Genomic DNA, 22,563 nt, shown 5'->3' with positions numbered 1-22,563 from the left:
CCCGGCAACGCCGGCGGGCTCCCGGCCGGGGTTCGCGTGTCTCGCGACCCCGGCCGGTGTCACGTTTCGGCGGCCCGCGGTGTCTTGGGGGCATGACGGAACACAGCTCATCCCCGACAGGGTCGTCACGCATCCGCACCCTGGCCTTCTGGTGCACCACTCTCGTCATCGTCTTCGAGTTGATCGCCGGATCGGCGTGGAACCTTCTGACGATCGACTGGGTCGAGGACCAGATGGGCCACCTCGGATACCCGGACTACTTCCCCTCCCTCCTGGGCGTCTGGCATCTCGGCGCGGCCGTGGCGATCGTCCTGCCCGGTCTCCGGCTGATCAAGGAATGGGCGTACGCGGGCGTCTTCTTCCTCTGGTCGGGCGCCGTGGTGTCGCATCTGGCCCGTGGAGACGGTCTCGTGTCCTGGGGGCCGCCGCTGATGTTCCTGGCGTTCGCCGTCGCGTCCTGGACCCTGAGGCCGGCCGACCGCCGACTCCAGGCGCTACGGCTCCGCCGGGACCGCCGCTCCGCCGACGCCGCCCGGGAGCGGACGGGGAGGCCGGAGACCCGTCCTCGCGACTGGGCCGTCTCGATCGGGCTCATCGTCGTCGTGTCCGCCGTCTCGCTCCTCACGCTGCCGGCCGCCGAGGAGATCACGAGCGGGTGGGCGGTCGAGCGGGGCTGGGCCGACGAACACCGGCCGTGACCCTGTCACGCCGGAACCGGCGCGCACCCGCACAGGGACGCACCCGCACAGGGGCGCGCCCGCACGCAGAAGGAATGCACAGTGAGGAGCATCATCATGGTCACCAGCGGTTCCGGATCCACTGCCCCGCGTCGGGGGAACCGACGGAATCCGGGCGGGCGGGCGACGCTCATGAGGTTCGCCGCCGCATCGCTCGCCGTCGTCGCCCTCGGGACCGGGGCGGTGAGCAGCGCGCACGCCGGAGCTCCGGCGAAGGGGCGGGTCGAGGTGCTCGAACTCGACGTGCGCAACGATCAGTACACGGCTGTCGATCTCGGCCCCGCGGGGCCGAGCCTGGGGGACATGGACGTGTATTCGGGGACGGCCGTCAAGGACGGGCAGAGCGTCGGCCGCGGCGGCGGAAGCTGCCAGGTCATCCACGTGAAGGGCGAGGAGCTCACCTCGCAGTGCCTGATCACGATGGAGGTCGAGCAGGGCTCCCTGACGCTGCAGTCGCTGTGGACGAAGGGAGCGGCCACCCTCGACATGGCCATCACCGGCGGTACGGGCGCGTACCGCGGCGCTCGGGGCATCGCCCGCTTCTGGGACATCGCGACGCCGAACGAGAGGGCACGGCTGGAGATCCAGCACTGAGCGATCGGAGGCCGACCGATGGGAAGCCGACCGATGGGAAGCCGACCGATGGGAGGCCGAGCGATCGGGCGCCGAGTATGCGGGCGCATGCAGGTCGGAGGGGGCGCGAGCACTCCGGAGCCAGGGTCGTGTACCCGGTGGACGGGCGTTCGGTTAGGCTGGCCTTGCCGGGTGAGGCCGGCCCGGCGTCAGGCTCAGGTTCCGGTGCCGTCACGGTGGAAACGCAGGGGACGGGTGAGGCGTCGTGGACAAGATCGCGCTCACGGCCGCCGCTCTCTATGTCATCGTCCTGCTGCGGGCCGGAGGGACCTTCGCCGTCGGGTGGCTCGCCGGTGCCGGTGCCCGGCGCAGCCGGCTCGCCGAGCGGATCTCCTCGCCCAAGTTCCGGCGCGCCGAACGGGCGATCCAGCGGTGGGGCGCGCCGGTGGTGGCCGTCTCCTTCCTGACCGTCGGTTTCCAGACCGCCGCCAATTTCCTCGCGGGCAGCATGCGGATGCCCCTGTCCCGCTACCTCCCGGCACTGTTCGTGGGCGGAGCCGCCTGGGCGCTGGTCTACGCGACCGCCGGGCTCGGCGCACTCGAGATCCTGGGACGCCTGTTCGCGGAGCGGACGGCGCTCGGCGTGTCGGCGGTCGTCGCCCTCCTCCTCGCGGTGTGCGGCGTCGCGGTGTACCGCAGAAGAAGGGCGGCGCGGTCGCCGCGCGACGCCGAGGCGGAGAAGTCCTGACCGCTGGGTGCTGCCGACTCCTCCCGCCCGGGGAGCGCTGCTCCACCGGTCGGATCACGCACGACCGGGGCGCGAGGTCCAGACCGTCCCGCGGGCCTCGTACTCCAGCATGCCCTCCAGGCCGAGCGCCGCGTCCACGCCCAGCTCGCGGCGGACCAGCCACAGGGCGAGATCCAGGCCGGAGGTGACGCCTCCCGCGGTGACCAGATCGCCGTCGTCGACGACACGGGCGTTCTTCACGACTCCGCCCTGCCGCACGAGGTCGGCCTCGGCCCGGTGATGGGTCGTACAGGGACGGCCACGCGTCAGGCCGCCGGCGGCGAGGAGCATCACGCCGGTGCACAGGCCGCTGATGGTCAGACCGGGGCGCGGCGCCCGGGCCAGAGCGCGGGGCAGGGCTCCCCGCTGGATCTCCGCCCAGACCCCCGGGTCCTCCCGGCGGGCGTACCCACCGCCGGGGACGACGAGCAGGTCGGCCTGTTCGGGCGCCCAGGCGTGGTCGGCACGCAGGGTGGTGCCGAAGGCGGCGGTGACCGTACGGGGCCCGTCGAGCGCCACGTAACGGACGTCGACGGTCCGGTCGGTGAAGTGGTCGGACGCCGACAGCACCTCGTACGGGGCGGCGAGGTCCAGTTCCTCCACCCCGTCGAACAGCACGACGTGTACGCGGAGGGTGTCGGCGTCCTCGCGCGGGGGAGGGGCCGCGGCGGCGCCGTACGGGGAGACGCCGGCGGCCAGGCCGGTCGCTCCGAGGGCGGTCGCGGTGCGGAGCAGGGTCCGTCGCTTCACGGATCTCTCCTTCTCTAGGCAGGTCGGGGGCAATAATCGGGGGCAATAGGGGACAGAGCGCGGACGCGCGGACGGATCAGCGGGTGTTGACCGAGCCCCGGCGTTCGTACTCCAGGACCTCCTCGGCGAAAAGGGCCGTGTCCGGCCCGAAGAACCGCTCCAGGAGCCAGATGCCGAGGTCGATGCCGGACGTGACACCGCCGCAGGTGACGAGGTCGCCGTCGTCGACGACCCGGCCGCCGACCACCTGTCCGCCCTCCCGGCGCAGGTCCTCCTGGGCGATGTGGTGGGTGGTGCAGCGGCGCCCCGCCGTCAGGCCGGCGGCGGACAGCAGCATCGTGCCCGTGCACACGGCCCCGATGACCAGGCCCTGGCGGGGAGCCGTCGCGAGGGCACGGGGCAGGACGCCACGCCGTATCTCCCGCCGCAGCGCGGAGCCCTCGCCGTAGCCCGCGCCGGGGACGATGATCACGTCCGCCGAGCGCGGCGACCATGCGGTGCGGCACAGGATCCGCATGCCGGCGGCCGTGGTCACCTGCCGGGGCCCGTCGACGTGCACGAAGGACTGGGCCACGCGCTCCTCGCCGGCGATGCCGAACACCTCGATGTGACCGGCGAAGTCCTGCTCCTCCACGCCGTCGTAGAGCAGGGTGTGGACGCGCAGTGGGCGCGCGGGCGGGGCGGTGTCCGCGAGGGGAGTGGTCACGGGACCTCCGTGAGGACGGGGCGGCGCGGTGTCCGCCGGCCGCCGGGAAGGGGGAACGCCCTCAGTCTTCCGACGGCCGGTGACCCGCGACACCGGCACGCGTGCCCCTGGTGCGCAAGATGCGGCCAGAGCGCCCAGCGGCCGGAGCGGCCGGAGCGGCCGGAGCGGCCGGAGCGGCTGGACGGCTGGACGCCAGGCCGTCAGGCGGCCCTCGGCCCGGACTCGGCGCGCCGCCTGCGCCCCCGCCGCCCGCGCCTGCCGCGCCGCCCGGGCCCTGCCGCTCCGCCCGCCCCCGCCCGTATCAGACGCGGAAGGCGGCCCGGTACGCGGACGGTGTCGTGCCGACCTGCCGGGCGAAGTGGTGGCGCAGGGTCTCGACCGACCCGAATCCGCACGCCTCCGCCACCCGCGTCAGCGGCAGCGCCGTCGTCTCCAGGAGCTCCCGGGCGCGCTGGACCCGCTGGACGAGCAGCCAGCGCAACGGAGTCGTACCGGTCTGGGCCCGGAAGTGCCGGGCCAGGCTGCGGCGGCTCATCATCGCGTGCGCGGCGATGTCCGCGAGGCTCAGCGGTTCGCCGAGCTTGCCGCGCATCCACTCCAGGGTGTCGGCGAGATCGGTCACGTCCTCGTCGGGCGTCCGGTAGTCGATGAACTGGGCCTGGCCGCCGGTCCGTTGCGGCGGCATCACCAGCATGCGCGCGACCTCGGCCGCGACCGCGGCCCCGTGGTCACGGCGGACCATGTGCAGGCACAGGTCGAGCCCGGCGGCGATGCCCGCCGAGGTCAGCACCCGGCCCTCGTCCACGTACAGCACCGACGGATCGACGCGGGTGCCGGGGAAGCCCTCGGCCAGCAGACCGGCGAAGCGCCAGTGCGTGGTCGCGCGCCGCCCCTCCAGAAGTCCGGCGTGGGCGAGGGCGAACGCGCCCGTGCAGATCGAGGCGATACGGGCTCCGCCCTCCGCCGCCTCCCGTAACAGCCGCAGCACGCGAGGGGACGGCACCCGGTCGGGCGGGAAGCCGGGGACGACGACGGTCGCCGCGTCCAGGGCGTCGTCCCAGCCGTACGGGGAGGAGATCCGGAACGGTTCGACCGGACCGGCCGTCGTGGCCACCGCCGGGTCGCCGCAGACGCGCACCTCGTAGGCGGGTGCCCCCGTGTCGAGGGTGGCGAGGGCGAACACCTGGCAGGGGATGGCCAGATCGAAGGCGGACACCCCGTCGAGCGCGAGAACGGCGACCACGTGCATACGCCGGGAGCCTACGCGACCCCGCCGCCGGCCCCCGGCCCGGCCAGGGAGTGACCGTCCTGCGGCGCGTGTCCGGCGGGCAGAGGTGGAGGGAGAGGGCTGCGGCTGACCGGCACGCGGGGAGCGGCGGCTCGGGCCGCCGCTCCCCCTTGACCGGTGACCGGAGCCGTAGCCCCCTCACCGGTGACCGTCGTCAGCGCGAGGCGCTCACCGACCCGGCCGGATCCGCGTCCGGATCCGAGGCCCGGTCCGCCTTCGCACCCGCATCCGCATCCGCATCCGGGGCCGGGTCCGCCTCCGGACGCGCGTCCGGGTCCCCGTCCGGGCCCCGCTCCTCCACGCCGTGCCGTTCGGCCCACGCCTCCAGGGCGGCGCGGCAGGCGTGGTCCAGATGGTGGGCGCCGGAGAGGTCGAGGACGACGCGGCGGTCCCTCGGCAGGCTCTCCAGGCTGTCGAGTATCTGCGGCAACTTCAGGAACGTGATCGTCCCCGAGAGCCTCACCGTCAGCGGACCGTCGCCCTCGTCGCTGTGCTCCACCCGCAGATGGGAGGCGTCCCAGGCGGCCTTCGCCACGGACAGCACGAGACCGACCAGGACTCCCTCGAACATGCCGACCGCGACGATCGCGACCGCCGTCGCGACCAGCACCAGCGCCTCGCCGCGGTGGGCCCGCCACAGGGACACCAGGCCCCGGAACGGGATGAGCTTCCAGCCCGCGTGGACGAGGATCCCGGCCAGGGCCGCGAGCGGGATGTACGCGAGGACGGCGGGCAGCAGCGCGGCGAAGAGCAGCAGCCACACCCCGTGGAGCACCCGCGACGCCTTCGTCCGGGCACCCGCCTCGACATTGGCCGAGCTGCGCACGATGACCGCGGTCAGCGGCAGGGCGCCGAGCAGACCGCTCAGGGCGTTGCCCGCGCCTTGGGCGACGAGCTCCTTGTCGTAGTCGGTGCGCGGCCCGGCGTGCATCCGGTCGACGGCCGCCGCGCTGAACAGCGACTCGGCGGAGGCGATCAGCGCGAACGCGAGGACCGTGCCGAGCACGGCCGGGTCGGCCAGCGCGGAGAAGGCGCCGGCGCCCGGCACCCGTACCGCGTCGAAGACACCGCCGACCTGGACGGTCGCGACCGGCAGGCCGGCCAGCGCGGTCACCAGGGCGGCCAGCGCGACCGCCGCCAGCGCGCCCGGGACCGCCCGTACCCGTCGGGGCAGCCGCCGCCAGGCGACGACGACGAGGACGGTGCCGGCGGCGACGGCGAGCGAGGCCAGGGCCGTCGCGCTGCCGACGGCCTCCGCCAGGGCGGCCGGCAGGCCCAGGAGTTTGTCGACGCCGGAGGCGGGGGCCGTCACGCCGGCCGCCGCGTAGAGCTGGCCGGCGATGATGATCAGACCGATGCCCGCGAGCATCCCCTCGACGACGGAGAGGGAGATGGCCCGGAACCAGCGCCCCCACCGCAGGAGGCCCATGGCGATCTGGAGGAGCCCGGCGAGGAGCACGATCACGCCGAGGACGGGCAGGCCGAAGGAGCGGACCGCTTCCAGGACGAGCACCGTGAGCCCGGCCGCGGGCCCCGACACCTGGAGGCTGCTGCCGCGCATCATGCCGGTGACGAGACCGCCGACGATGCCGGTGATCAGACCGAGCTCGGCGGGCACGCCGGAGGCGACGGCCACGCCGATGCACAGCGGAAGGGCGACGAGGAAGACGACGAGCGAGGCGGCGAAGTCCTGCCGCAGACGCGGTAAGCGTCCGGCGGCGGACCGGGTGCGGGAGAGTGGCTGGGACATGCGGATCCTCCCCTTCACAGGGTCTCGAAGGAGTCGGTCTCCGGGCGGTACTCCCGGACGGCGCCGGTGTGCACCTCGTAGTACCAGCCCCGCACCCGGAGCCGGCCGTCCGCCAGACGCCGTTCGACGCAGGGGTACGAGCGCAGGCGGAGCAGTTGGGCGAGGACGTGGCCGCGTACGGCATCGGCGACGGCCGGGTCGTCGGCGGGCCCGGCGGCGCCTTCGGGTGCTGCGTGGGCGAGCCAGTCGCGCACGGCCGGGACGGCGCTGAGGTCGTCGCCCCGGACCAGGGCGCCCACGGCGCCGCAGTGGGAGTGGCCGCAGACGACGACGTCCTGGACGCCGAGGACCTCGACCGCGTACTCGATGGTGGCGGCCTCCCCGCTGGGGCCGCCGCCGTCGTACGGGGGCACGATGTTGCCGGCCGTGCGCAGCTCGAAGAGCTGCCCGGGCCGGGCCCCGGTGATCAGGGCCGGGACGACCCTGGAGTCGGAGCAGGTGATGAACAGCACGGCCGGGGACTGACCCGCGGCGTGCGGGGCGAACTCCTCAGGGCGCTGTCCGAATCGGCGGGCGTTGTCGATGAGGGGCTGCATGGATGTTTCCTCCTGGCGCGCCGGAGGGGCGCGTCGGGCTGACAGGTCGGCGCATGGACGTTTCTTCGCCTGTCAGCACAGGAACACCTGGAGCACGGCCGGGCCGGGGGCGGCCGCGAGTCTCGGCCGGCTGTCGGGGATGCCCCGGCGGCCGTCCGGCGGGTCGGTGCGCGGCGCCGTCTGCACGGCCACCGCCGGGGGACCGGGCGGGCCGGCCGGAGCGAGTGCGGCCCGTCGCCGGTCCCGGTGCGGGTCGGCAGCGCCCTGGCTGTCGCACGCGCCGTCCCCGGGGCGGCCGATCTCGTCCGCCGGGCCCGCCCCGCTCCCGGACGGCTGGATCCGGGGCTGCGCGGGCGCGGCGCCGCCGGCCGTCGCGGCCGGTGCCGGCACGGCGCAGGCGCCCCAAAGAAGGGCGAGGGTGAGCGCGAGGAGAAGGAGCGGAGTCGCCCGCACCGTCATGGACGCGCGGGCCGTCGCCGTCGTGAGCACGGACCAGCCTCCCTCCCTTTCACCGATCGCCACCGAAAGCGCCGAAAGCACCAAGGCACGTTCAAGGGCAGGTCAATGGAGAGTAATGGCGCCAGGTGGGCGGCGCCCTTCAACACCCCCTCGTGCGAGGGGTTTTCGAATGGATTCGGCCGCAATTTGACGCGAACGGGTGCGCCGCCGCCGGCCGGGGCCGCCGTCCCGCCGGGCGTCCTCGTCCCCGCGCCGCCTCCCGCGCCCGCTTCAAGACCGTCGCCGGGGCGCCGCACCGGAAGGCGCGTCCCGCGCCCCCGGCGGGTGACAGAATTCCATCGATCTTTACCCGCCCGGGCCGATGACATAGCCTGCGACGACGCGGATCCGGCCCGGCAGGTCGCACGACCACGGCGCGGCGGATCACGGACCAGGTTCAGAGCATCACGGTTGAGAGCGCAACAGAAGGCGGTCGTCGATGTCCGGCACGGAATCCTCCGACTACACCCAGCGGCTCGCGCGGCTGGAGAGCTCGGGGATCAAGCGGCTGCTGCCGACCCAGGCCCCGTACCGCTGGAATCTGAAGCGGCTCGCCCTCGGGCGCGTGCTGGACGTCGGCTGCGGCATCGGCCGCAACCTGCTGAACTGCGGTCCCAACAGCGTCGGCGTCGACCACAACGCGACCTCCGTCGCCACCTGCCGTGAGCGCGGCCTCACCGCGTACACGCCCGACGAGCTCGCCGCGGCCCCGGACTGCGGGCCCGGCTCCTTCGACAGCCTGCTGTGCGCGCACGTCCTGGAGCACATGGACGAGGCCCTCGGGAACTCCGTCCTCCAGCAGTACCTGCCGCTGGTCAAGCCGGGCGGCTCCGTCGTCCTGATCTGCCCGCAGGAGGCCGGCTACAAGACCGACGCCACCCATGTGCGGTTCGTCGACTTCGACGGCCTGCGCGCCCACGCCGAGAAGGCCGGCCTGACGGTGGAGCGGACCTACTCGTTCCCGTTCGCCCGGTCCGTGGGCAAGGCATTCCCGTACAACGAGTTCATCCTGGTCGCCCGCACCCCGGCCGCCTGAGCCCCTTCCCCCACCGAAGCCGGTCCTCAGGGCATGGGCGCCGGACCCCAGCCGGGCACGTGCGCCGCCGCGGAGCGCTCCCAGGCGGCCACGCCCCCGGCGACCGGCCAGGCGCGGGTGATCTCCGGAGCCCGCTCGATCGCCCGCAGGGTGTCCGCGAGCCGGCGGCTCGCCACGGCGGCCTTCACACCGGCCAGCGGATCGTCGTCCTCCAGCGCCGCCGTCCGGGACGCGTACTCCTCGACCGGCCGGGCCGAGCACATCGCCGCATAGGCGGCGTCGACCCGCCGCGACAGCATGAGGATCTCCGGCCGGCCGCCCTCGGCGAGGGCCGCGACCAGCCGGTCGTGCCCGTCGAGGACGACCGGTGAATTCAGCCCGCTGACCCACCACAGCAGAACGGGCGGCAGCACGCCCTCCCGGTACTGGCGGCGGTACGCCTTCACCCGGGCCGCGTCCGGGGCGGACAGCGCCCGCAGCGGCAGCAGATCGCGGGCGTCCTCCTCCGGATCGCCGTACCCGAACCAGGTGAGATGCCCCCGGTCGGGATCGTGCGCGAGCAGCTTGGCCCAGTTGCGGTCCACGAACCAGCCGGGAGTCGTCACGCCCAGATTCCAGTCGCCCTCGTGCAGCGGCCCCTCGGCCGCCCCGCGCAGCTCCGCCGCCGCACGCGCGGCCCACCGCTCCATCCAGGCGTCCGAACCGGCCGAGGCGAACGCGGCGACGGCCCGCGCGGTGTCCGCCCGCCCCGGCGCCAGAGGCGAGCGGTACGCCCCGGTGCGCGCGTAATGCACCCCGTACTGGCTCGCCCGCTGGCGCGCGAACAGCACGGGCCGGCCGCCCTGCACCAGCATCAGCCGCCCGCCGTCCGCACACTCCGTCCGAAGCCCCGGCCGCACCGGGTGGTCGATCCGCATGGCAGGAGCCTAAGGGGGGCCGCTACGGCACCCGGGCGGTCCACTCCCGGGTCGTGAACTTGGTCTCCGCCAGCTCCTTCGCCCGCGCCAGCTCCTCCTCCGTGACCCGGCCCTCCGTCAGGCCGTAGCGGTCGCGGAAGGAGGCGATCATGCGGTCGATGACGGCCTCGCGCGGCAGGCCGGTCTGGCGGCGCAGCGGGTCCACCCTCTTCTTGGCGCTCCCGGTGCCCTTGTCGGACAGCTTCTCGCGGCCGATGCGCAGCACGTCCGTCATCTTGTCGGCGTCGATGTCGTACGCCATCGTCACGTGGTGCAGGACCGCGCCCTCGCCCGCGACCACGCGCTTCTGGGCGGCGCCCGCGATCTTCCCGGCCTCCGTGGCGATGTCGTTCAGCGGCTGGTACCAGGCCCTGATCCCCATGTCGCCGAGCGCGCCGAGCACCCAGTCGTCGAGATAGGCGTAGCTGTCGGTGAAGGACAGGCCCTGCACCAGGGCGTCGGGGACCGACAGCGAGTACGTGATGGTGTTGCCCGGCTCGATGAACATGGCGCCGCCGCCGCTGATCCGGCGCACCACCTCGATGCCGTGCCGCTCGGCCGCCTCCGGGTCCACCTCGTTGCGCAGGGACTGGAAGCTGCCGATCACCACGGCGGGGGAGCCCCACTCCCAGACCCGCAGCGTCGGCGGGCGGCGCCCGGCCGCCACCTCCGCCGTGAGGACCTCGTCGAGCGCCATGTGCAGGGCGGGCGGCTGCGGCGGCTCGTGGACGAGCTGCCAGTCGTAGTCCGTCCAGTCCGTCGCGTGCGCGAGGGCACGGCGGACCGCGACGCCGACGCCCTCCGTGGTCAGCCCGAACATCTCCGTGCCCGGCGGCAGCGCCCGGTCGATGCGGGCCGCGAGACCGGCCGCGTCCATGTCGGCCGGCGCGCCCTCCAGGGCCCGGTCGATGGCCAGGATCGCCTCGTCCGGCTCGAGGAAGAAGTCGCCCGCGACCCGGACCCGGCGCAGCACGCCGTCCTCCACGTCGAGGTCGACGACGACCAGCTTCCCGCCCGGGACCTTGTACTCGCCGTGCACGGAACCTCCCTGGACCCGGTCACCCGCCTACCAGGGGTGAACTCGATCAAAGGCTACTCGCGGGCCGGGGGTCGTCCGCCGGTTGTCCACAGGTCGCCGCGCGGCCGCCGGAATGTCAGCCGCGTGTGCTTGGCTGGTCACATGAGCGGACACACCGACGTCACCGACTTTCTCGCCCATGTCCTCGCCGGCGGCACGACCGAGGTGGAGGAGGCGATCCGCAAGGCCGCCGCCGCCGAGATCATGCCGCGCTTCCGCCGGCTCGGCGCCGACGAGATCGTCGAGAAGAACGGGCCGCACGACCTCGTCACCGTCGCCGACCGGGCCGCCGAGGCGCATCTCACCAGCTCCCTCACCGCCCTCCTGCCCGGCTCCGTGGTCGTCGGCGAGGAGGCCGTGCACGCCGACCCCGCGGTCTACGAGGCCATGAAGGGCGACGCGCCGGTGTGGATCGTCGACCCGGTCGACGGCACCCGCCAGTTCGTCCGCGGCGAGCCCGGATTCTGCACGCTCGTGGCCCTCGCCCGGCACGGCGACGTCCTCGCCTCCTGGACCTACGCCCCCGCCCTCGACGAGATCGCCGTCGCCGTCCGCGGCCGCGGCGCCACGCTCGACGGAGCGGCGATACGGTCCGGGTCGCCCGCCCCCGGAGCGGTCCTGGAGGTCGCCACCTCCCACCCCGACTACACCACCCCGGACCAGAAGCGGGCCCTGCTCGGGCTGCGCACCGAAGGCGTCCGCCCCCGCCCCTGCGGCTCCGCCGGCCTGGAGTACCTGGCCATCGCCCGGGGCCGGCTCGACGCCGTCGCCTTCAGTTGGGAGTACGCCTGGGACCACGCCGCCGGACTGCTTCTGGTCACGGAGGCGGGCGGCGCCGACCTGACCCTCACCGGCGAGCCCTTCCGCATCACCGGAGGCAACACCCTGCCGTTCACGGCGGCCCGCGACGCCGCCACCGCCGCCAGGATCCGGTCACTGCTCGGGGGCCGCCAAGTCCCGTAGAACCCCAGGAATATGCTGGGGCCCCTGGGCCCCTGGCCATCGGCTGACGAAGGAGTGCGAAGGTGCCGTCGATGCTCGATGCCGTCGTCGTGGGGGCGGGACCCAACGGACTGACCGCCGCCGTGGAGCTCGCCCGACGCGGTTTCTCCGTCGCCGTGTTCGAGGCGAAGTCCACCGTCGGCGGCGGCGCCCGCACGGAGGAGCTGACGCTGCCCGGCTACCGGCACGACCCCTGCTCCGCCGTGCACCCGCTGGGCGTCGGCTCGCCCGTCTTCCGGACGATGCCGCTGGACCGCCACGGCCTGGAGTGGCTGCACCCGGAACTGCCCATGGCCCACCCGTGGGACGACGGCACCGCCGCCGTCCTCTCCCGCTCGGTCGCCGAGACCGCCGCCTCCTTCGGGCCGCGCGACGCCGGCACCTACCGACGCCTCGTCGAGCCGTTCCTGCCCCGCTGGGAGACCCTGTTCCGCGACTTCATGCAGTTGCCGCTCACCGCGCTGCCCCGCGACCCGGTCACCCTCGCCCGCTTCGGCCTCGCCGGAATCCCGCCGTCCACGTGGTTGATGCGCCGCTTCCGCGACGAGAAGGCACAGGCCCTGTTCGCCGGGCTCGTCGGCCATGTCATCGCCCCCCTCGGCGGCATCGCCACCGGCGCCGTCGGCCTGGTCTTCGCCCTCGCCGCCCACGCGGTCGGCTGGCCCCTGCCCCGGGGCGGCTCCCAGTCGATCTCCGACGCCCTCACCGCGTATCTGAAGGAGCTCGGCGGCACCGTCCACACCGACTTCGAGGTCAAACGACTCGACGACCTGCCGCCGGCCCGCGCCTATGTCTTCGACACCTCGCCCACCGCCCTCGCCCGGATCGCCGGCCTCGGGTCGGTCTACGACGGCTACCGCTACGGCGCCAGCGCCTTCAAGATCGACTACGCGCTGTCCGGCCCCGTGCCCTGGACCGCCGAGGCCGCCCGCCGGGCCGGCACCGTCCAGGTCGGCCCCACCCGGGGCGAGATCGGCGCCGCCCTGAACCAGGCATCCTCCGGTACGGCCCCCGACACCCCGTTCCTCATCACCGCCCAGCCCAGCCTCGTCGACCCCGGCCGCGCCCCCGAGGGCAAGCACGTCTTCTGGGCCTACGGCCACGTCCCCAACGGCTGGCGCGGCGACCTCACCGAGGCGATCGAACGTCAGATCGAGCGCTTCGCGCCCGGCTTCCGCGACCTGGTCATCGCCCGCGCCACCGCAGGACCGCCCGAACTCGCCACCCGCAACGCCAACTACGTCGGCGGCGACATCGCCTGCGGCGCCGCCCGCGGCCTCCAGTTGGTCCTGCGCCCCAAGCTCTCCCTCTTCCCCTACAGCACCCCGCACCCGGCGGTCTTCCTCTGTTCCTCCGCCACCCCGCCGGGCCCCGGAGTCCACGGCATGTCCGGCCACAACGCGGCCAAGGCCGTCTGGCGACGGCTGGGCGCCCCGGGCGCGAAGTAGCGGTGCGGGCCCGCGGCGGCGGCACGAGGATGACGACATGACCACCACCCGACCGGAGATCGTCCTCGTCCACGGCGACATCACCGCGCAGGACACCGACGTCATCGTCAACGCCGCCAACTCCTCCCTGCTCGGCGGCGGCGGAGTCGACGGTGCCATCCACCGCCGTGGCGGCCCGGCGATCCTCGACGCGTGCCGTGCGCTGCGCGCCGGACACCACGGCCGCGGGCTGCCCACCGGCCAGGCCGTCGCCACCACCGCCGGAAACCTCGCCGCCCGCTGGGTCGTCCACACCGTCGGACCGGTCCACAGCCGCGAGGAGGACCGCTCCGCGCTGCTCGCCTCCTGCTACCGGGAGTCCCTGCGGGTGGCCGCCGGACTGGGCGCCGAGACGGTCGCGTTCCCCGCGATCTCCACCGGGATCTACGGCTGGCCCATGGACGACGGGGCCCGCATCGCGATCCGCACCGTCCGCGGGACGGCCGCCGCACCCGTGCGGGAGGTGCGGTTCGTGCTCTTCGACCGGGCCGCGTACGAGACCTTCGCAGCCGCGCTGGGCTGAGCGCACGCGCCCGGCGGCCCGGCCTCAGACCCCTGCCGGCGCGCTCACACCGACGCGAGGGCCGTCCCGCGGGCCCGGTGGCCGCCCGCGAGCCCGGCGGAGACGGCCGAGGCCGCCGCGACCGTCGCGGCGACGACCGGCGCGAGGTTTCCGCCGGCGGGCGCCGTCGCGGCCACCACGGCCACGACCCGGCCCCCGGGCCCCCGCACCGGCACCGCGACACAGTCGACGCCCGCCCCCGCGCGGCCGGCCGACCGGGTGCCCCGGTCCACGGACGGCCCGTGCTCCCGACCGTCCAGAGCCCGGGCAACCGCCGTACCGACCGGGAAGGCCGTCCCCTCCCGGACCGACACGGCGCCCCCGGCACGCCCGGGTACGGACGCGACCGTGAGCGCGCGGCCGCCGTGCGGCACCGCGAGCACCACACCGGCCCCCGTCGCCGCCCGCAGCCGGTGCAGCGGGAGCCGGGCCGCGTCCCTCAGCCCCGGATACGGCTGCCAGGACTCGCCCAGCTTGAACAACTGGGGCCCCAGCACGTACCGGCTGCCGCGCCGCTCGACCGCACCCACCGGCCCCAGTTGGTCAAGCAGGCGGTGCGCGGTCGCCTTGGGCACCCCGCAGGCCGCGGCGAGCTCCGTCAGACCGGCCTCCCCGCCCCGCCGTCGCAGCGCGTCGAGCAGGGCGAACGCGCCCTCCAGGACGCCCCTCCCCGCCCTCCCCGCGCTCTCCGTCCCCGTCTTCGTCCCCGTCTTCGTATTCGTGTCCGTTTCGGTCATGCCGCGCAGTCTGCGGACGGCGCCCGCCGCGGCGGTATCCCAGGAATCTGGGGAAGGACCGCGCGTTTATCAGACGTTCAGCGCGCCGGAGGACCCTGGGGCACGACCCCGGACAGAACGGGACGGGGCGGGAACATCGGGGGGCCGCATGGACCGTCTTGCCACCGACGGACGAAGAGACAACGCCCGTGGCCGGGGAATCGGCCACGGGCGCGGCCACGAGCGCGCTCACGGGCGAACGGGTGGACGCACCGAAGCGGGGACGGCGGGGCGTGCCGTCGCGCGCGCCCTCGCCGGCGGGCGGACACCCGAGGGCGGACCCGTCGCCGTCCTGGAGGCCGCCGCGGCGGCCCTGGCCGGCCTCGTCCCGTACGACCTCTGGGCCGGGGTGCTCCTCGATCCGGTCACCCTCCTCAACGTCGGCGGCTGCTACGAGCACGGCGTCGGCGCCGCGTGGATGCCCCGGCTGCTGGACATCGAGTACCGCGAGGGAGACGCCCTCCTGATGCCGGCCCTCGCCCGGCAGCCGTGCCCGGTGGGCACGCTGACCACGGCCCTCGACGGCCGGCTGGAGCGGAGCGTCCGCTACCGGGACATCTACCGCCCGCTCGGCCTCGCCGACGAGATGCGGGTGCTGCTGCGCGACGCCGGCCGGGTGTGGGGCGCCCTGGTGCTCGTACGCTCCGCCGACCGGCCGCCGTTCTCCGCCGCCGAGACGGCCACCGCCGCCCGGCTCTCCGGCCCCCTCGGCCGCGCCCTCCGGGACTCCCTGACCGAACGGCCCGCCGGCCCCGGCCTCGACGTCCGCGCCCTGGTGGTGCTCGACGCGCGGTACGAGACGGTCACCGAGTCCACCACGGCCGCCGCCTGGTACGCCGAACTGGCCGAGACGCCCGCGCGCGGCACGGGCCTGCCGGCCGCCGCGTACGGAGTCGCCGCCGCGGCCCTCAGCAGCCCGACCGGCGGCAGCCGGGTGTGCGTGCCGACCCGCTCCGGCGGCTGGGCCGCCATCGAAGGCTGGCGCCTGGAGACGGGTGACGGCGCCCGGATCGCCCTGTCCCTGGGCCCGGCCTCGCCCCCGGACCGGGTCGCCGCCCTGATGGAGGCGTACGCGCTCAGCCCCCGCGAATGCCAGATCCTGGCCCACGTCGTCAGCGGCGCCCCCACCAACGAGATCGCCTCCCGCCTCGCGCTCTCCCCGTTCACCGTCCAGGACCACCTCAAGTCCGTCTTCGCCAAGACCGGCGTCCGCTCCCGCCGCGAACTGGTGAGCCAGGTCTTCTTCTCCCACTACCTACCGGACCTCCCGCTCACCGGCCCCGGCCCCGAGGCGGGCGCGGGGGAGCGCGCCGGGGCCGCCGCCGCGACGGCCCGGGCGAGCGGCCCGGCCCGGCCCGCCTGACGCCCCGCCGCGCGGGGGCAGCCGGGGGCGGGCGGCCAGGCCGACCGCACGGCCCGCCCGCCCGCCAGGCCGGCACTCGCCCCGCCCCCCACCCGCCGAGGTCGATGTCGTTTTCTCGCCAGCCCGTCCGCCGCCCAGCCCCCATCCTTGAGGCATGCACACCGACACCGAGCGCTGCGTGCGGGCCGTTCGATCGAAGGACGCCCGCTTCGACGGCGTGTTCTTCACCGCCGTCCGCACCACCCGGATCTACTGCCGGCCAAGCTGTCCGGTCGTGCCGCCCAAGCCCGAGAACATGGAGTTCCATCCCACCGCGGCCTCCTGCCAGCGGGCCGGGTTCCGCGCCTGCAAGCGCTGCCGGCCCGACACCAGCCCCGGTTCGCCGGACTGGAACGTGCGGGCGGATGCCGTCGCCCGTGCCGTGCGGCTGATCCAGGACGGCGTCGTGGACCGGGAGGGCGTGCCCGGTCTCGCCGCACGGCTCGGCTACTCCACCCGTCAGATCGAGCGGCAGCTCCTGGCCGAGCTCGGCGCCGGGCCGCTCGCCCTCGCCCGGGCCCAGCGCGCCCAGACCGCGCGGCTGCTCATCGAGACCACGCCGATGCCCATGGCCGAGATCGCCTTCGCGGCCGGTTTCGCCTCCATCCGCACCTTCAACGACACCGTCCGCGAGGTCTTCGCCCTCACCCCGGGTGAACTGCGCACCCGCGCCGCCGCACCGGTGACACCCGCACCGCCGCCCGGCGTCCTCACCCTCCGGCTGCCGTTCCGCGCCCCCCTCGACCCCTCCAACCTCTTCGGCCACCTCGCCGCCACCGCCGTCCCCGGCGTCGAGGAGTGGCGCGACGGCGCCTACCGCCGGACCCTGAGCCTCCCCTACGGGCACGGGATCGTCGCCCTCGCCCCCCGCCCCGACCACGTGCTGTGCCGGCTGTCCCTCACCGACCCGCGCGACCTCACCCACGCCATCAGCCGCTGCCGCCGCCTGCTCGACCTGGACGCCGACCCCGTCGCCGTCGACGAGCAGCTCCGCACCGACCCGCTGCTCGCGCCGCTGGTCGACGCGGCGCCCGGACGGCGGGTGCCGCGCACCGTCGACGCCGCCGAGTTCGCCGTACGGGCGGTGCTGGGCCAGCAGGTGTCCACGGCCGCCGCCCGCACCCACGCGGCCCGCCTGGTCACGGCGCACGGCGTGCCCGTCGAGGACCCGGAGGGCGGCCTCACCCACCTCTTCCCCACCCCGGCCGCGCTCGCCGGCCTCGACCCGGAGGCCCTCGCCCTGCCCCGCAGCCGCCGCGCGACCCTGCTCGGCCTGGTCGGCGCGCTCGCCGACGGCAGCCTGGCGCTCGGCCCGGAGAGCGACTGGACCGAGGCCCGCGCCCGGCTCCTCGCCCTGCCCGGATTCGGCCCGTGGACCACCGAGGTCATCGCCATGCGGGCGCTCGGCGACCCCGACGCCTTCCTCCCCGGCGACCTCGGCGTCCGCCGCGCCGCCCAGGGCCTCGGCCTGCCCGCCACCCCCGCCGCGCTCACCGCACGCGCCGCGCGATGGCGGCCCTGGCGGGCCTACGCGGTCCAGTACCTCTGGGCCACCGACACCCACCCGATCAACCACCTCCCCGCGTAAGGAAGTCGACCCACCGTGCCCACCGTCCAGCACACGGTCGTGGACAGCCCCTACGACGCGCTGACCCTCGTCGCCGTCGACGGCGTCCTCAGCCGCATCCACATGACCGGCCAGCGCCACCGCCCGCCCGAGGAGACCTTCGGCGAGCGCGACCCGCGCCCCTTCACCGAGGCCGTGCGCCAGCTCGACGCCTACTTCGCGGGCGAACTCACCGTCTTCGACCTGCCGTTGAAGCTCATCGGCACCCCGTTCCAGCTCCGCGTCTGGGAGCAACTGCGGCTCATCCCGTACGGGGAGACCCGGACCTACGGCGAACTCGCCGAGGCCCTCGGCAGCCCCGGTGCCTCCCGCGCCGTCGGCCTCGCCAACGGGAAGAACCCGGTCAGCATCGTCGTCCCCTGCCACCGCGTGATCGGGACGAGCGGCAGCCTCACCGGCTACGGCGGCGGCCTGGACCGCAAGAAGCGCCTGCTCGCCTTCGAGTCGGGTGCCACACCCGAAGCCCTCTTCTAGAGCAGGGTCTCGAGGAGCGCCGGCAGCGCCGTGCCGATCGGTTCGCGCACGACCTCGTCCGCGAGCTCGTCGTACGGGGTGGGCTCGGCGTTCACGATGACGAGCCGGGCGCCCTGCTCGGCCGCCATGCCCGCGAGCGAGGCGGCCGGCTGCACCTGGAGGCTGGAGCCGACCGCGAGGAAGACCTCCGCGGCCTTCGCGATCGACATGGCCTGCCCGAGCACCACCGGGTCGAGCCGCTGCCCGAACATGACCGTCGCCGCCTTCAGGATGCCGCCGCAGGCCCGGCAGGCCGGGTCCTCCTCGCCCGCCCGCACCCGGTCCAGGGCCTCGGCCATCGACGACCGGGCGTGGCAGGCCGTGCACACCACCGACCGGGCCGAGCCGTGCAGTTCGAGCACCTTGCGCTCGGGCACCCCGGCGGCTTGGTGCAGCCCGTCCACGTTCTGGGTGATCACCCGCAGCGCGTGGCCGCTCCTCTCGTACGCGGCGATGGCGTGGTGCGCCGCGTTCGGCTCCGCCTTCAGGTTCTCGCCGTCGAGCCGCATCCGCCACGAGCGGCGGCGGATCTCCGGGTCGGCCATGTACGGCCCGTAGGTGACGAGCCGCTCGGCCTCGGGGTCGCGCCGCCACAGCCCGTTGGGGCCCCGGTAGTCGGGGATGCCCGAGTCCGTGGAGATGCCGGCACCGGTGAGGATCGCGACCATCGTCATACGGCGAGCGTAGGCCGCCCCGAAGCCCTCCCGCGAGCGGATTGACGGCGGCGACGAGCCGGTGCGCGGCGGTCTCATCCCGCGGGAGCCGCGGCAGGGCCGAACGCCCGGCGCACCCACGGAGCGGTGACGAGGACGAACAGCCCGAAGGCCAGCAGCCGCCCGAGCCCGCCCGACTCCGTAGGCCGGCCGTCGAGCAGCACGAGAACCGCGTACGCGTTGGCCGCCAGGTCCGTCGCGAGGACGGCCAGGAGCAGATCGACGCCCACCCGCCGGCCCCGCAGCAGCAGGACCGCGGCCAGCGGGTCGACGACCGCGAGCGACGACCAGTACAGGTCGAGCCAGGCCGGCGCGAACTCCCGGTGGGCGAAAGGCCCTTCGGCGACGAGGTCCCCGAGGTGCGCCACCGTGCCCACGAGAAGGCCCGCCACCCAGACGGCCAGCACGAGCCGCACCGCGGCCCGGCTCATCGTGCGGCGCGGCCGTTCTCCAGCTCCACCGGGCCGTGGCCGCGCTCCAGGACGTCGAGGGCGGCGAGGACCCGGGGGCCGAGGGAGCCGGGCAGGTGGGCGGGGATCTCGTCGGGGTGCACCAGCTTCCAGGAGATCAGCTCCTCCTCCTGGAGCCGGATCGACCCGAGCTGCTCGTCCGACAGCACCCCTCCGTCGTACAGATACGCCACCAGCGGCGGCCGGTCCGGTCCGTGCGACCAGTCCACCGCGAGCAGCGCGCCCAGCTCGACGTCCAGGCCGATCTCCTCGGCCGTCTCGCGGCGGGCGCCCTGGCGGGGCGTCTCGCCCGCGTCCGACTCGATCGTGCCGCCCGGCAGCGCCCACCCCTCCCGGTAGTTCGGCTCGACGATGAGCACCCGGCCGGCCCGGTCCCGGAAGAGGGCGGCCGCACCGGCCAGGACCCGGGGCAGGCCCGCCAGATACGTGGCGAAGTCAGAGGTCGTCATCCCGTCAGCGTAGCCAGCCGGACCGTCCGCTCGGCCAGGTCGCTGATCCGCGCGTGGTCGAAGCCCGCGACCGCGCTGCGCACCCGGTCCCGCAGCGGCTCCGACCACCGCGGCGGGATCGCCGCGGCCCCGCACAGCACCCCGGCGACCGCACCGGCCGTCGCCCCGTTGGAGTCGGTGTCCAGGCCGCCGCGCACGGTCAGCGTCACGGTGCGGGTGAAGTCCCCGTCCCCGTACAGGAGTCCGGCGGTCAGCACCGCCGCGTTCGGCACCGTGTGGATCCAGCCGAGCGAGCCGGTCTCCTTCGCGAGCTCGTCGAGGGTGTCGGACCACTCCACGCCCGCCTCGTGCAGCGCCATCGTGTGCCGTACGGCGCGGGCGAGCCGGCTGCTCGCCGGGATCCGTTCCAGGGCGGTCAGCAGCGCCGAGCGGACGTCGGGCGCGGTGAACGCGGCGGCGATCAGCGCCGCCGCCCACATCGCCCCGTACACCCCGTTGCCCGTGTGCGAGAGCGCCGCGTCCCGGCGGGCGAGCGAGGCCGCCCGGCGCGGGTCGCCCGGCGAGGTCAGACCGTAGACGTCCGCCCTGATCAGCGCCCCGATCCACTCCTGGTAGGGATTGTCGTACGTGGCGGTCAGCGGCGGCCTGAGGCCGTTGGCCAGGTTCCGGTAGGCCACCCGCTCCGCCGTGAAGGTCTGGAGGTACGGCAGCCGCAGCAGCCAGTGCTCGCCCACCTGCTCCGTGGTGAAGGCGAAGCCGCGGGTCTCCAGGAGGTGCAGCCCCAGGATCGTGTAGTCGATGTCGTCGTCCCGGCAGCTTCCGTTGATCCGGCCGCGCACGCACTGCGGCCACTCCGGCCGCAGCTCGAAGCCGTCGGCCCCGGCGGCCGGCGGCGGGGGCAGGTAGTCGGTGAGCGGCAGGGCGTCGGTCAGCCGCAGATAGGCGTCGATCCGCTCGCGCGTCCAGTGGTCACCGCTCTCGACCGGCTTGCCGAGCATGTTCCCTGCGATCCGCCCCGTCCAGCCGCCGAGGATCCGGTCGGCGAGTTCACTGTGCTTGAGCAGGCCCATGCCTCCGGTGTACCGAATGCGGAGCGCGGGCGCGCGCCGACGCACCCTGGTCTCGGGACGGCTCTGATCGATCGTTCCGTGCTCATGCGGCCCCTCTATGGTGCGGAATATCGCCTTATCAGGGGGTGGCACGCCGTCTCGCGCTACGGATAGGGTCGGCCTCGGCGCGACTGCCTGTTCGAAAGCAAGGGATGCAAGGTGACGGACGGAGCAGTAACTGAGGTCGCACGCGTGCTCGTCGCGGCCGACAAGTTCAAGGGTTCGCTCACGGCCGTACAGGTCGCGGAGCGGGTCACAGCAGGTCTGCGACGGGTCGTCCCGGAGCTCGAAGTGGAGACGCTGCCCGTCGCGGACGGCGGCGACGGCACCGTCGCGGCGGCCGTCGCGGCCGGTTTCGAACGGCGCGAGGTGACCGTGACCGGGCCGGTCGGCGATCCGGTCACGGCGGCGTTCGCGCTGCGCGGGACCACGGCGGTGGTGGAGATGGCGGAGGCGTCCGGCCTGCAGCTCCTGCCGTCCGGGGTCTTCGCCCCGCTCACCGCCACGACCTACGGCTCCGGCGAGCTGCTGCGCGCGGCGCTCGACGCGGGCGCCACCACCATCGTCTTCGGCGTCGGCGGCAGCGCCACCACCGACGGCGGCGCCGGCATGCTGGCCGCGCTCGGTGCCCGCTTCCTCGACGCGGCGGGGGAGCCGGTCGGCCCCGGCGGCGCGGCCCTCGCCGAGCTGGCCTCGGCCGACCTGACGGGCGTCGACCCCCGCTTCGCCGACGTCGACCTCGTCCTGGCCAGCGACGTGGACAACCCCCTCACCGGCCCGAAGGGCTGCGCGGCCGTCTACGGCCCGCAGAAGGGCGCCTCCCCGGAGGACGTCGAGACCCTCGACACGGCCCTCGGGCACTACGCGCGGGTCCTGGAGGAGGCGATCGGCCCCAAGGCGGCCGACCTCGCCGCCTCCCCGGGCGCGGGCGGCGCCGGCGGCATCGGCTACGGTGCCCTGCTGCTCGGCGCGAGCTTCCGTCCCGGCATCGAGCTCATGCTCGAGGTCCTCGGCTTCGCCCCGGCCCTGGAGCGCGCCACCCTCGTCATCACCGGCGAGGGCTCCCTCGACGAGCAGACCCTCCACGGCAAGGCCCCGGCGGGCGTCGCCGCGGCGGCCCGCGCGGCCGGCAAGGAGGTCGTCGCCGTCTGCGGCCGTCTCGCCCTCCCCGCGGAGGCCCTCGGCGCCGCCGGCATCCGCCGTGCCTACCCGCTCAGCGACCTGGAGCCGGACCCGGCCAAGTCCATCCCGAACGCGGGCCCCCTCCTGGAACAGGTCTCGGCGAACATCGCCCGTGACTTCCTGAGCTGACCCGACGCGCACCCGGGCCCCGGCCGGCCGGGGTCGCGCGCGCCGTGGCCGGACCCGGGGCGCGACATCCCGCCCCGGGTCCCGGCATCCCGCAGGCCGGGCCGCCCGCGCCGCGCGCTACGGCCGGGAGACCTCCCGCTCCGGCCTGCCGGTGTCCCGGTCGAGGCGGACGGTCGTCACGGCGCCGTCTCCGGTCGTGAAGCTCAGGGTGTCCGGGCCCGACCAGGCGACGTCGACGAGCTCGTCGGCGGGGTCGTCACCGTTGAAGAAGCCGGCGGGCCAGTGGTGGGCGGTGAGGGGCGGGCCGTCGACGACCGAGATCCGCCACAGGGGGTCGATCATCGCGGAGCCGCGTTCCACCACGAGGTGACGCTGCGCGTGATGAGG

25 protein-coding genes are annotated in these 22,563 nt (G+C 74.9%); 11 read left to right on the top strand and 14 right to left on the bottom strand.

Going from position 1 to position 22,563, the window contains the following annotated elements; translation table 11 throughout:
• The first annotated feature begins 92 nt into the window (after positions 1-92).
• The 3 genes from ABZ135_RS35915 (at position 93) to ABZ135_RS35905 (ending at position 2,058) form a co-directional block, all read left to right on the top strand.
• Positions 93-698, top strand: coding sequence for a DoxX family protein (locus ABZ135_RS35915; protein WP_356702091.1), 606 nt, complete (start codon positions 93-95; stop codon positions 696-698).
• A gap of 171 nt (positions 699-869) precedes the next feature.
• Positions 870-1,331 (top strand): hypothetical protein, encoded by a 462-nt coding sequence (locus ABZ135_RS35910; RefSeq protein WP_356702089.1) that lies wholly within the window; start codon positions 870-872, stop codon positions 1,329-1,331.
• A 244-nt stretch (positions 1,332-1,575) separates the two neighbouring features.
• Complete coding sequence (locus tag ABZ135_RS35905; RefSeq protein WP_356702087.1) at positions 1,576-2,058, top strand: VTT domain-containing protein; 483 nt, start codon at positions 1,576-1,578, stop codon at positions 2,056-2,058.
• A 54-nt stretch (positions 2,059-2,112) separates the two neighbouring features.
• Here ABZ135_RS35905 and ABZ135_RS35900 read toward each other — a convergent pair whose 3' ends face one another.
• The 6 genes from ABZ135_RS35900 to ABZ135_RS35875 all read right to left on the bottom strand — a co-directional run bounded on the left by ABZ135_RS35900 (position 2,113) and on the right by ABZ135_RS35875 (position 7,676).
• On the bottom strand, positions 2,113-2,847 hold the full coding sequence (locus ABZ135_RS35900) for a DJ-1/PfpI family protein (protein WP_356702086.1): 735 nt from the start codon (positions 2,845-2,847) through the stop codon (positions 2,113-2,115).
• Positions 2,848-2,923: 76 nt separating this feature from the next.
• Positions 2,924-3,553 carry a DJ-1/PfpI family protein gene (locus ABZ135_RS35895; RefSeq protein ID WP_356702084.1) on the bottom strand — a complete coding sequence of 210 codons (630 nt, stop codon included), beginning with the start codon at positions 3,551-3,553 and terminating at the stop codon, positions 2,924-2,926.
• 301 nt (positions 3,554-3,854) lie between these two features.
• Positions 3,855-4,802: a helix-turn-helix domain-containing protein gene (locus tag ABZ135_RS35890; protein ID WP_356702082.1), complete on the bottom strand. Its 948-nt coding sequence runs from the start codon at positions 4,800-4,802 to the stop codon at positions 3,855-3,857.
• A gap of 193 nt (positions 4,803-4,995) precedes the next feature.
• Positions 4,996-6,591 carry a SulP family inorganic anion transporter gene (locus tag ABZ135_RS35885; RefSeq protein WP_356702080.1) on the bottom strand — a complete coding sequence of 532 codons (1,596 nt, stop codon included), beginning with the start codon at positions 6,589-6,591 and terminating at the stop codon, positions 4,996-4,998.
• A 14-nt stretch (positions 6,592-6,605) separates the two neighbouring features.
• Positions 6,606-7,187 carry a carbonic anhydrase gene (locus ABZ135_RS35880; RefSeq protein WP_356702078.1) on the bottom strand — a complete coding sequence of 194 codons (582 nt, stop codon included), beginning with the start codon at positions 7,185-7,187 and terminating at the stop codon, positions 6,606-6,608.
• A gap of 72 nt (positions 7,188-7,259) precedes the next feature.
• Entirely contained in the window at positions 7,260-7,676 is a 417-nt protein-coding gene (locus tag ABZ135_RS35875; RefSeq protein ID WP_356702077.1) for a hypothetical protein, read from the bottom strand.
• A 448-nt stretch (positions 7,677-8,124) separates the two neighbouring features.
• Here ABZ135_RS35875 and ABZ135_RS35870 point away from each other — a divergent pair, with 448 nt between their 5' ends.
• The gene (locus tag ABZ135_RS35870; RefSeq protein ID WP_356702075.1) at positions 8,125-8,721 is read left to right on the top strand and encodes a class I SAM-dependent methyltransferase; all 597 of its coding nucleotides are present in this window, start codon (positions 8,125-8,127) and stop codon (positions 8,719-8,721) included.
• A gap of 26 nt (positions 8,722-8,747) precedes the next feature.
• Here ABZ135_RS35870 and ABZ135_RS35865 read toward each other — a convergent pair whose 3' ends face one another.
• Together ABZ135_RS35865 and ABZ135_RS35860 are read right to left on the bottom strand one after the other, a co-directional pair.
• Positions 8,748-9,638 carry a hypothetical protein gene (locus ABZ135_RS35865; protein WP_356702073.1) on the bottom strand — a complete coding sequence of 297 codons (891 nt, stop codon included), beginning with the start codon at positions 9,636-9,638 and terminating at the stop codon, positions 8,748-8,750.
• Between the two features lie 22 nt (positions 9,639-9,660).
• Positions 9,661-10,716 (bottom strand): biotin/lipoate A/B protein ligase family protein, encoded by a 1,056-nt coding sequence (locus tag ABZ135_RS35860; RefSeq protein WP_356702071.1) that lies wholly within the window; start codon positions 10,714-10,716, stop codon positions 9,661-9,663.
• 141 nt (positions 10,717-10,857) lie between these two features.
• Between ABZ135_RS35860 and ABZ135_RS35855 the strand changes: the two genes are divergently transcribed.
• From ABZ135_RS35855 to ABZ135_RS35845, 3 genes are all read left to right on the top strand, one after another.
• Complete coding sequence (locus ABZ135_RS35855; RefSeq protein ID WP_356702069.1) at positions 10,858-11,718, top strand: inositol monophosphatase family protein; 861 nt, start codon at positions 10,858-10,860, stop codon at positions 11,716-11,718.
• 62 nt (positions 11,719-11,780) lie between these two features.
• Complete coding sequence (locus ABZ135_RS35850) at positions 11,781-13,205, top strand: NAD(P)/FAD-dependent oxidoreductase (RefSeq protein ID WP_356702067.1); 1,425 nt, start codon at positions 11,781-11,783, stop codon at positions 13,203-13,205.
• Between the two features lie 37 nt (positions 13,206-13,242).
• On the top strand, positions 13,243-13,767 hold the full coding sequence (locus ABZ135_RS35845) for an O-acetyl-ADP-ribose deacetylase (RefSeq protein WP_356702065.1): 525 nt from the start codon (positions 13,243-13,245) through the stop codon (positions 13,765-13,767).
• Positions 13,768-13,811: 44 nt separating this feature from the next.
• On the opposite strand, the gene ABZ135_RS35840 is transcribed toward ABZ135_RS35845, so the two are convergent.
• The gene (locus ABZ135_RS35840) at positions 13,812-14,543 is read right to left on the bottom strand and encodes a helix-turn-helix domain-containing protein (protein WP_356702063.1); all 732 of its coding nucleotides are present in this window, start codon (positions 14,541-14,543) and stop codon (positions 13,812-13,814) included.
• Positions 14,544-14,691: 148 nt separating this feature from the next.
• Between ABZ135_RS35840 and ABZ135_RS35835 the strand changes: the two genes are divergently transcribed.
• The 3 genes from ABZ135_RS35835 to ABZ135_RS35825 all read left to right on the top strand — a co-directional run bounded on the left by ABZ135_RS35835 (position 14,692) and on the right by ABZ135_RS35825 (position 18,085).
• The gene (locus ABZ135_RS35835; RefSeq protein WP_356702061.1) at positions 14,692-15,945 is read left to right on the top strand and encodes a helix-turn-helix transcriptional regulator; all 1,254 of its coding nucleotides are present in this window, start codon (positions 14,692-14,694) and stop codon (positions 15,943-15,945) included.
• A 154-nt stretch (positions 15,946-16,099) separates the two neighbouring features.
• Positions 16,100-17,572, top strand: a complete 1,473-nt coding sequence (locus ABZ135_RS35830; protein ID WP_356702059.1) for an AlkA N-terminal domain-containing protein — start codon at positions 16,100-16,102, stop codon at positions 17,570-17,572.
• Between the two features lie 15 nt (positions 17,573-17,587).
• Entirely contained in the window at positions 17,588-18,085 is a 498-nt protein-coding gene (locus ABZ135_RS35825) for a methylated-DNA--[protein]-cysteine S-methyltransferase (protein ID WP_356702058.1), read from the top strand.
• Here ABZ135_RS35825 and ABZ135_RS35820 read toward each other — a convergent pair.
• The 4 genes from ABZ135_RS35820 to ABZ135_RS35805 all read right to left on the bottom strand — a co-directional run bounded on the left by ABZ135_RS35820 (position 18,082) and on the right by ABZ135_RS35805 (position 20,826).
• Positions 18,082-18,798, bottom strand: coding sequence for a Sir2 family NAD-dependent protein deacetylase (locus tag ABZ135_RS35820; protein ID WP_356702056.1), 717 nt, complete (start codon positions 18,796-18,798; stop codon positions 18,082-18,084). The genes ABZ135_RS35825 and ABZ135_RS35820 overlap by 4 nt on opposite strands.
• A gap of 74 nt (positions 18,799-18,872) precedes the next feature.
• Positions 18,873-19,268, bottom strand: coding sequence for a hypothetical protein (locus ABZ135_RS35815; RefSeq protein ID WP_356702054.1), 396 nt, complete (start codon positions 19,266-19,268; stop codon positions 18,873-18,875).
• Positions 19,265-19,756, bottom strand: coding sequence for an NUDIX hydrolase (locus ABZ135_RS35810; RefSeq protein WP_356702052.1), 492 nt, complete (start codon positions 19,754-19,756; stop codon positions 19,265-19,267). Before ABZ135_RS35810 ends, ABZ135_RS35815 begins: the two co-directional genes overlap by 4 nt.
• Positions 19,753-20,826: an ADP-ribosylglycohydrolase family protein gene (locus tag ABZ135_RS35805; protein WP_356702050.1), complete on the bottom strand. Its 1,074-nt coding sequence runs from the start codon at positions 20,824-20,826 to the stop codon at positions 19,753-19,755. The genes ABZ135_RS35810 and ABZ135_RS35805 overlap by 4 nt, the downstream gene beginning before the upstream one ends.
• A gap of 198 nt (positions 20,827-21,024) precedes the next feature.
• Here ABZ135_RS35805 and ABZ135_RS35800 point away from each other — a divergent pair, with 198 nt between their 5' ends.
• Complete coding sequence (locus ABZ135_RS35800) at positions 21,025-22,176, top strand: glycerate kinase (protein ID WP_356702048.1); 1,152 nt, start codon at positions 21,025-21,027, stop codon at positions 22,174-22,176.
• A 117-nt stretch (positions 22,177-22,293) separates the two neighbouring features.
• On the opposite strand, the gene ABZ135_RS35795 is transcribed toward ABZ135_RS35800, so the two are convergent.
• On the bottom strand, positions 22,294-22,563 hold a 270-nt coding region (locus tag ABZ135_RS35795; protein ID WP_356702046.1), incomplete at its 5' end, for a hypothetical protein.

Source organism: Streptomyces sp. NPDC006339 (assembly GCF_040612775.1).
In the GTDB taxonomy this organism is placed as follows: Bacteria; Actinomycetota; Actinomycetes; order Streptomycetales; family Streptomycetaceae; genus Streptomyces.
The sequence above is the reverse complement of the archived record's forward strand: the minus strand, read 5'-3'. Positions and strand labels throughout refer to the sequence as shown.

What these genes read in the sequence shown, in the direction of transcription:
- ABZ135_RS35805 (WP_356702050.1), bottom strand. Translation starts at nt 20,826, where the DNA reads ATGGGCCTGCTCAAGCACAGTGAACTCGCCGACCGGATCCTCGGCGGC.
- ABZ135_RS35880 (WP_356702078.1), bottom strand. Translation starts at nt 7,187, where the DNA reads ATGCAGCCCCTCATCGACAACGCCCGCCGATTCGGACAGCGCCCTGAG.
- ABZ135_RS35855 (WP_356702069.1), top strand. Translation starts at nt 10,858, where the DNA reads ATGAGCGGACACACCGACGTCACCGACTTTCTCGCCCATGTCCTCGCC.
- ABZ135_RS35910 (WP_356702089.1), top strand. Translation starts at nt 870, where the DNA reads ATGAGGTTCGCCGCCGCATCGCTCGCCGTCGTCGCCCTCGGGACCGGG.
- ABZ135_RS35915 (WP_356702091.1), top strand. Translation starts at nt 93, where the DNA reads ATGACGGAACACAGCTCATCCCCGACAGGGTCGTCACGCATCCGCACC.
- ABZ135_RS35820 (WP_356702056.1), bottom strand. Translation starts at nt 18,798, where the DNA reads ATGACGATGGTCGCGATCCTCACCGGTGCCGGCATCTCCACGGACTCG.
- ABZ135_RS35810 (WP_356702052.1), bottom strand. Translation starts at nt 19,756, where the DNA reads ATGACGACCTCTGACTTCGCCACGTATCTGGCGGGCCTGCCCCGGGTC.
- ABZ135_RS35835 (WP_356702061.1), top strand. Translation starts at nt 14,692, where the DNA reads ATGGACCGTCTTGCCACCGACGGACGAAGAGACAACGCCCGTGGCCGG.
- ABZ135_RS35870 (WP_356702075.1), top strand. Translation starts at nt 8,125, where the DNA reads ATGTCCGGCACGGAATCCTCCGACTACACCCAGCGGCTCGCGCGGCTG.
- ABZ135_RS35845 (WP_356702065.1), top strand. Translation starts at nt 13,243, where the DNA reads ATGACCACCACCCGACCGGAGATCGTCCTCGTCCACGGCGACATCACC.
- ABZ135_RS35865 (WP_356702073.1), bottom strand. Translation starts at nt 9,638, where the DNA reads ATGCGGATCGACCACCCGGTGCGGCCGGGGCTTCGGACGGAGTGTGCG.
- ABZ135_RS35840 (WP_356702063.1), bottom strand. Translation starts at nt 14,543, where the DNA reads ATGACCGAAACGGACACGAATACGAAGACGGGGACGAAGACGGGGACG.
- ABZ135_RS35830 (WP_356702059.1), top strand. Translation starts at nt 16,100, where the DNA reads ATGCACACCGACACCGAGCGCTGCGTGCGGGCCGTTCGATCGAAGGAC.
- ABZ135_RS35885 (WP_356702080.1), bottom strand. Translation starts at nt 6,591, where the DNA reads ATGTCCCAGCCACTCTCCCGCACCCGGTCCGCCGCCGGACGCTTACCG.
- ABZ135_RS35815 (WP_356702054.1), bottom strand. Translation starts at nt 19,268, where the DNA reads ATGAGCCGGGCCGCGGTGCGGCTCGTGCTGGCCGTCTGGGTGGCGGGC.
- ABZ135_RS35890 (WP_356702082.1), bottom strand. Translation starts at nt 4,802, where the DNA reads ATGCACGTGGTCGCCGTTCTCGCGCTCGACGGGGTGTCCGCCTTCGAT.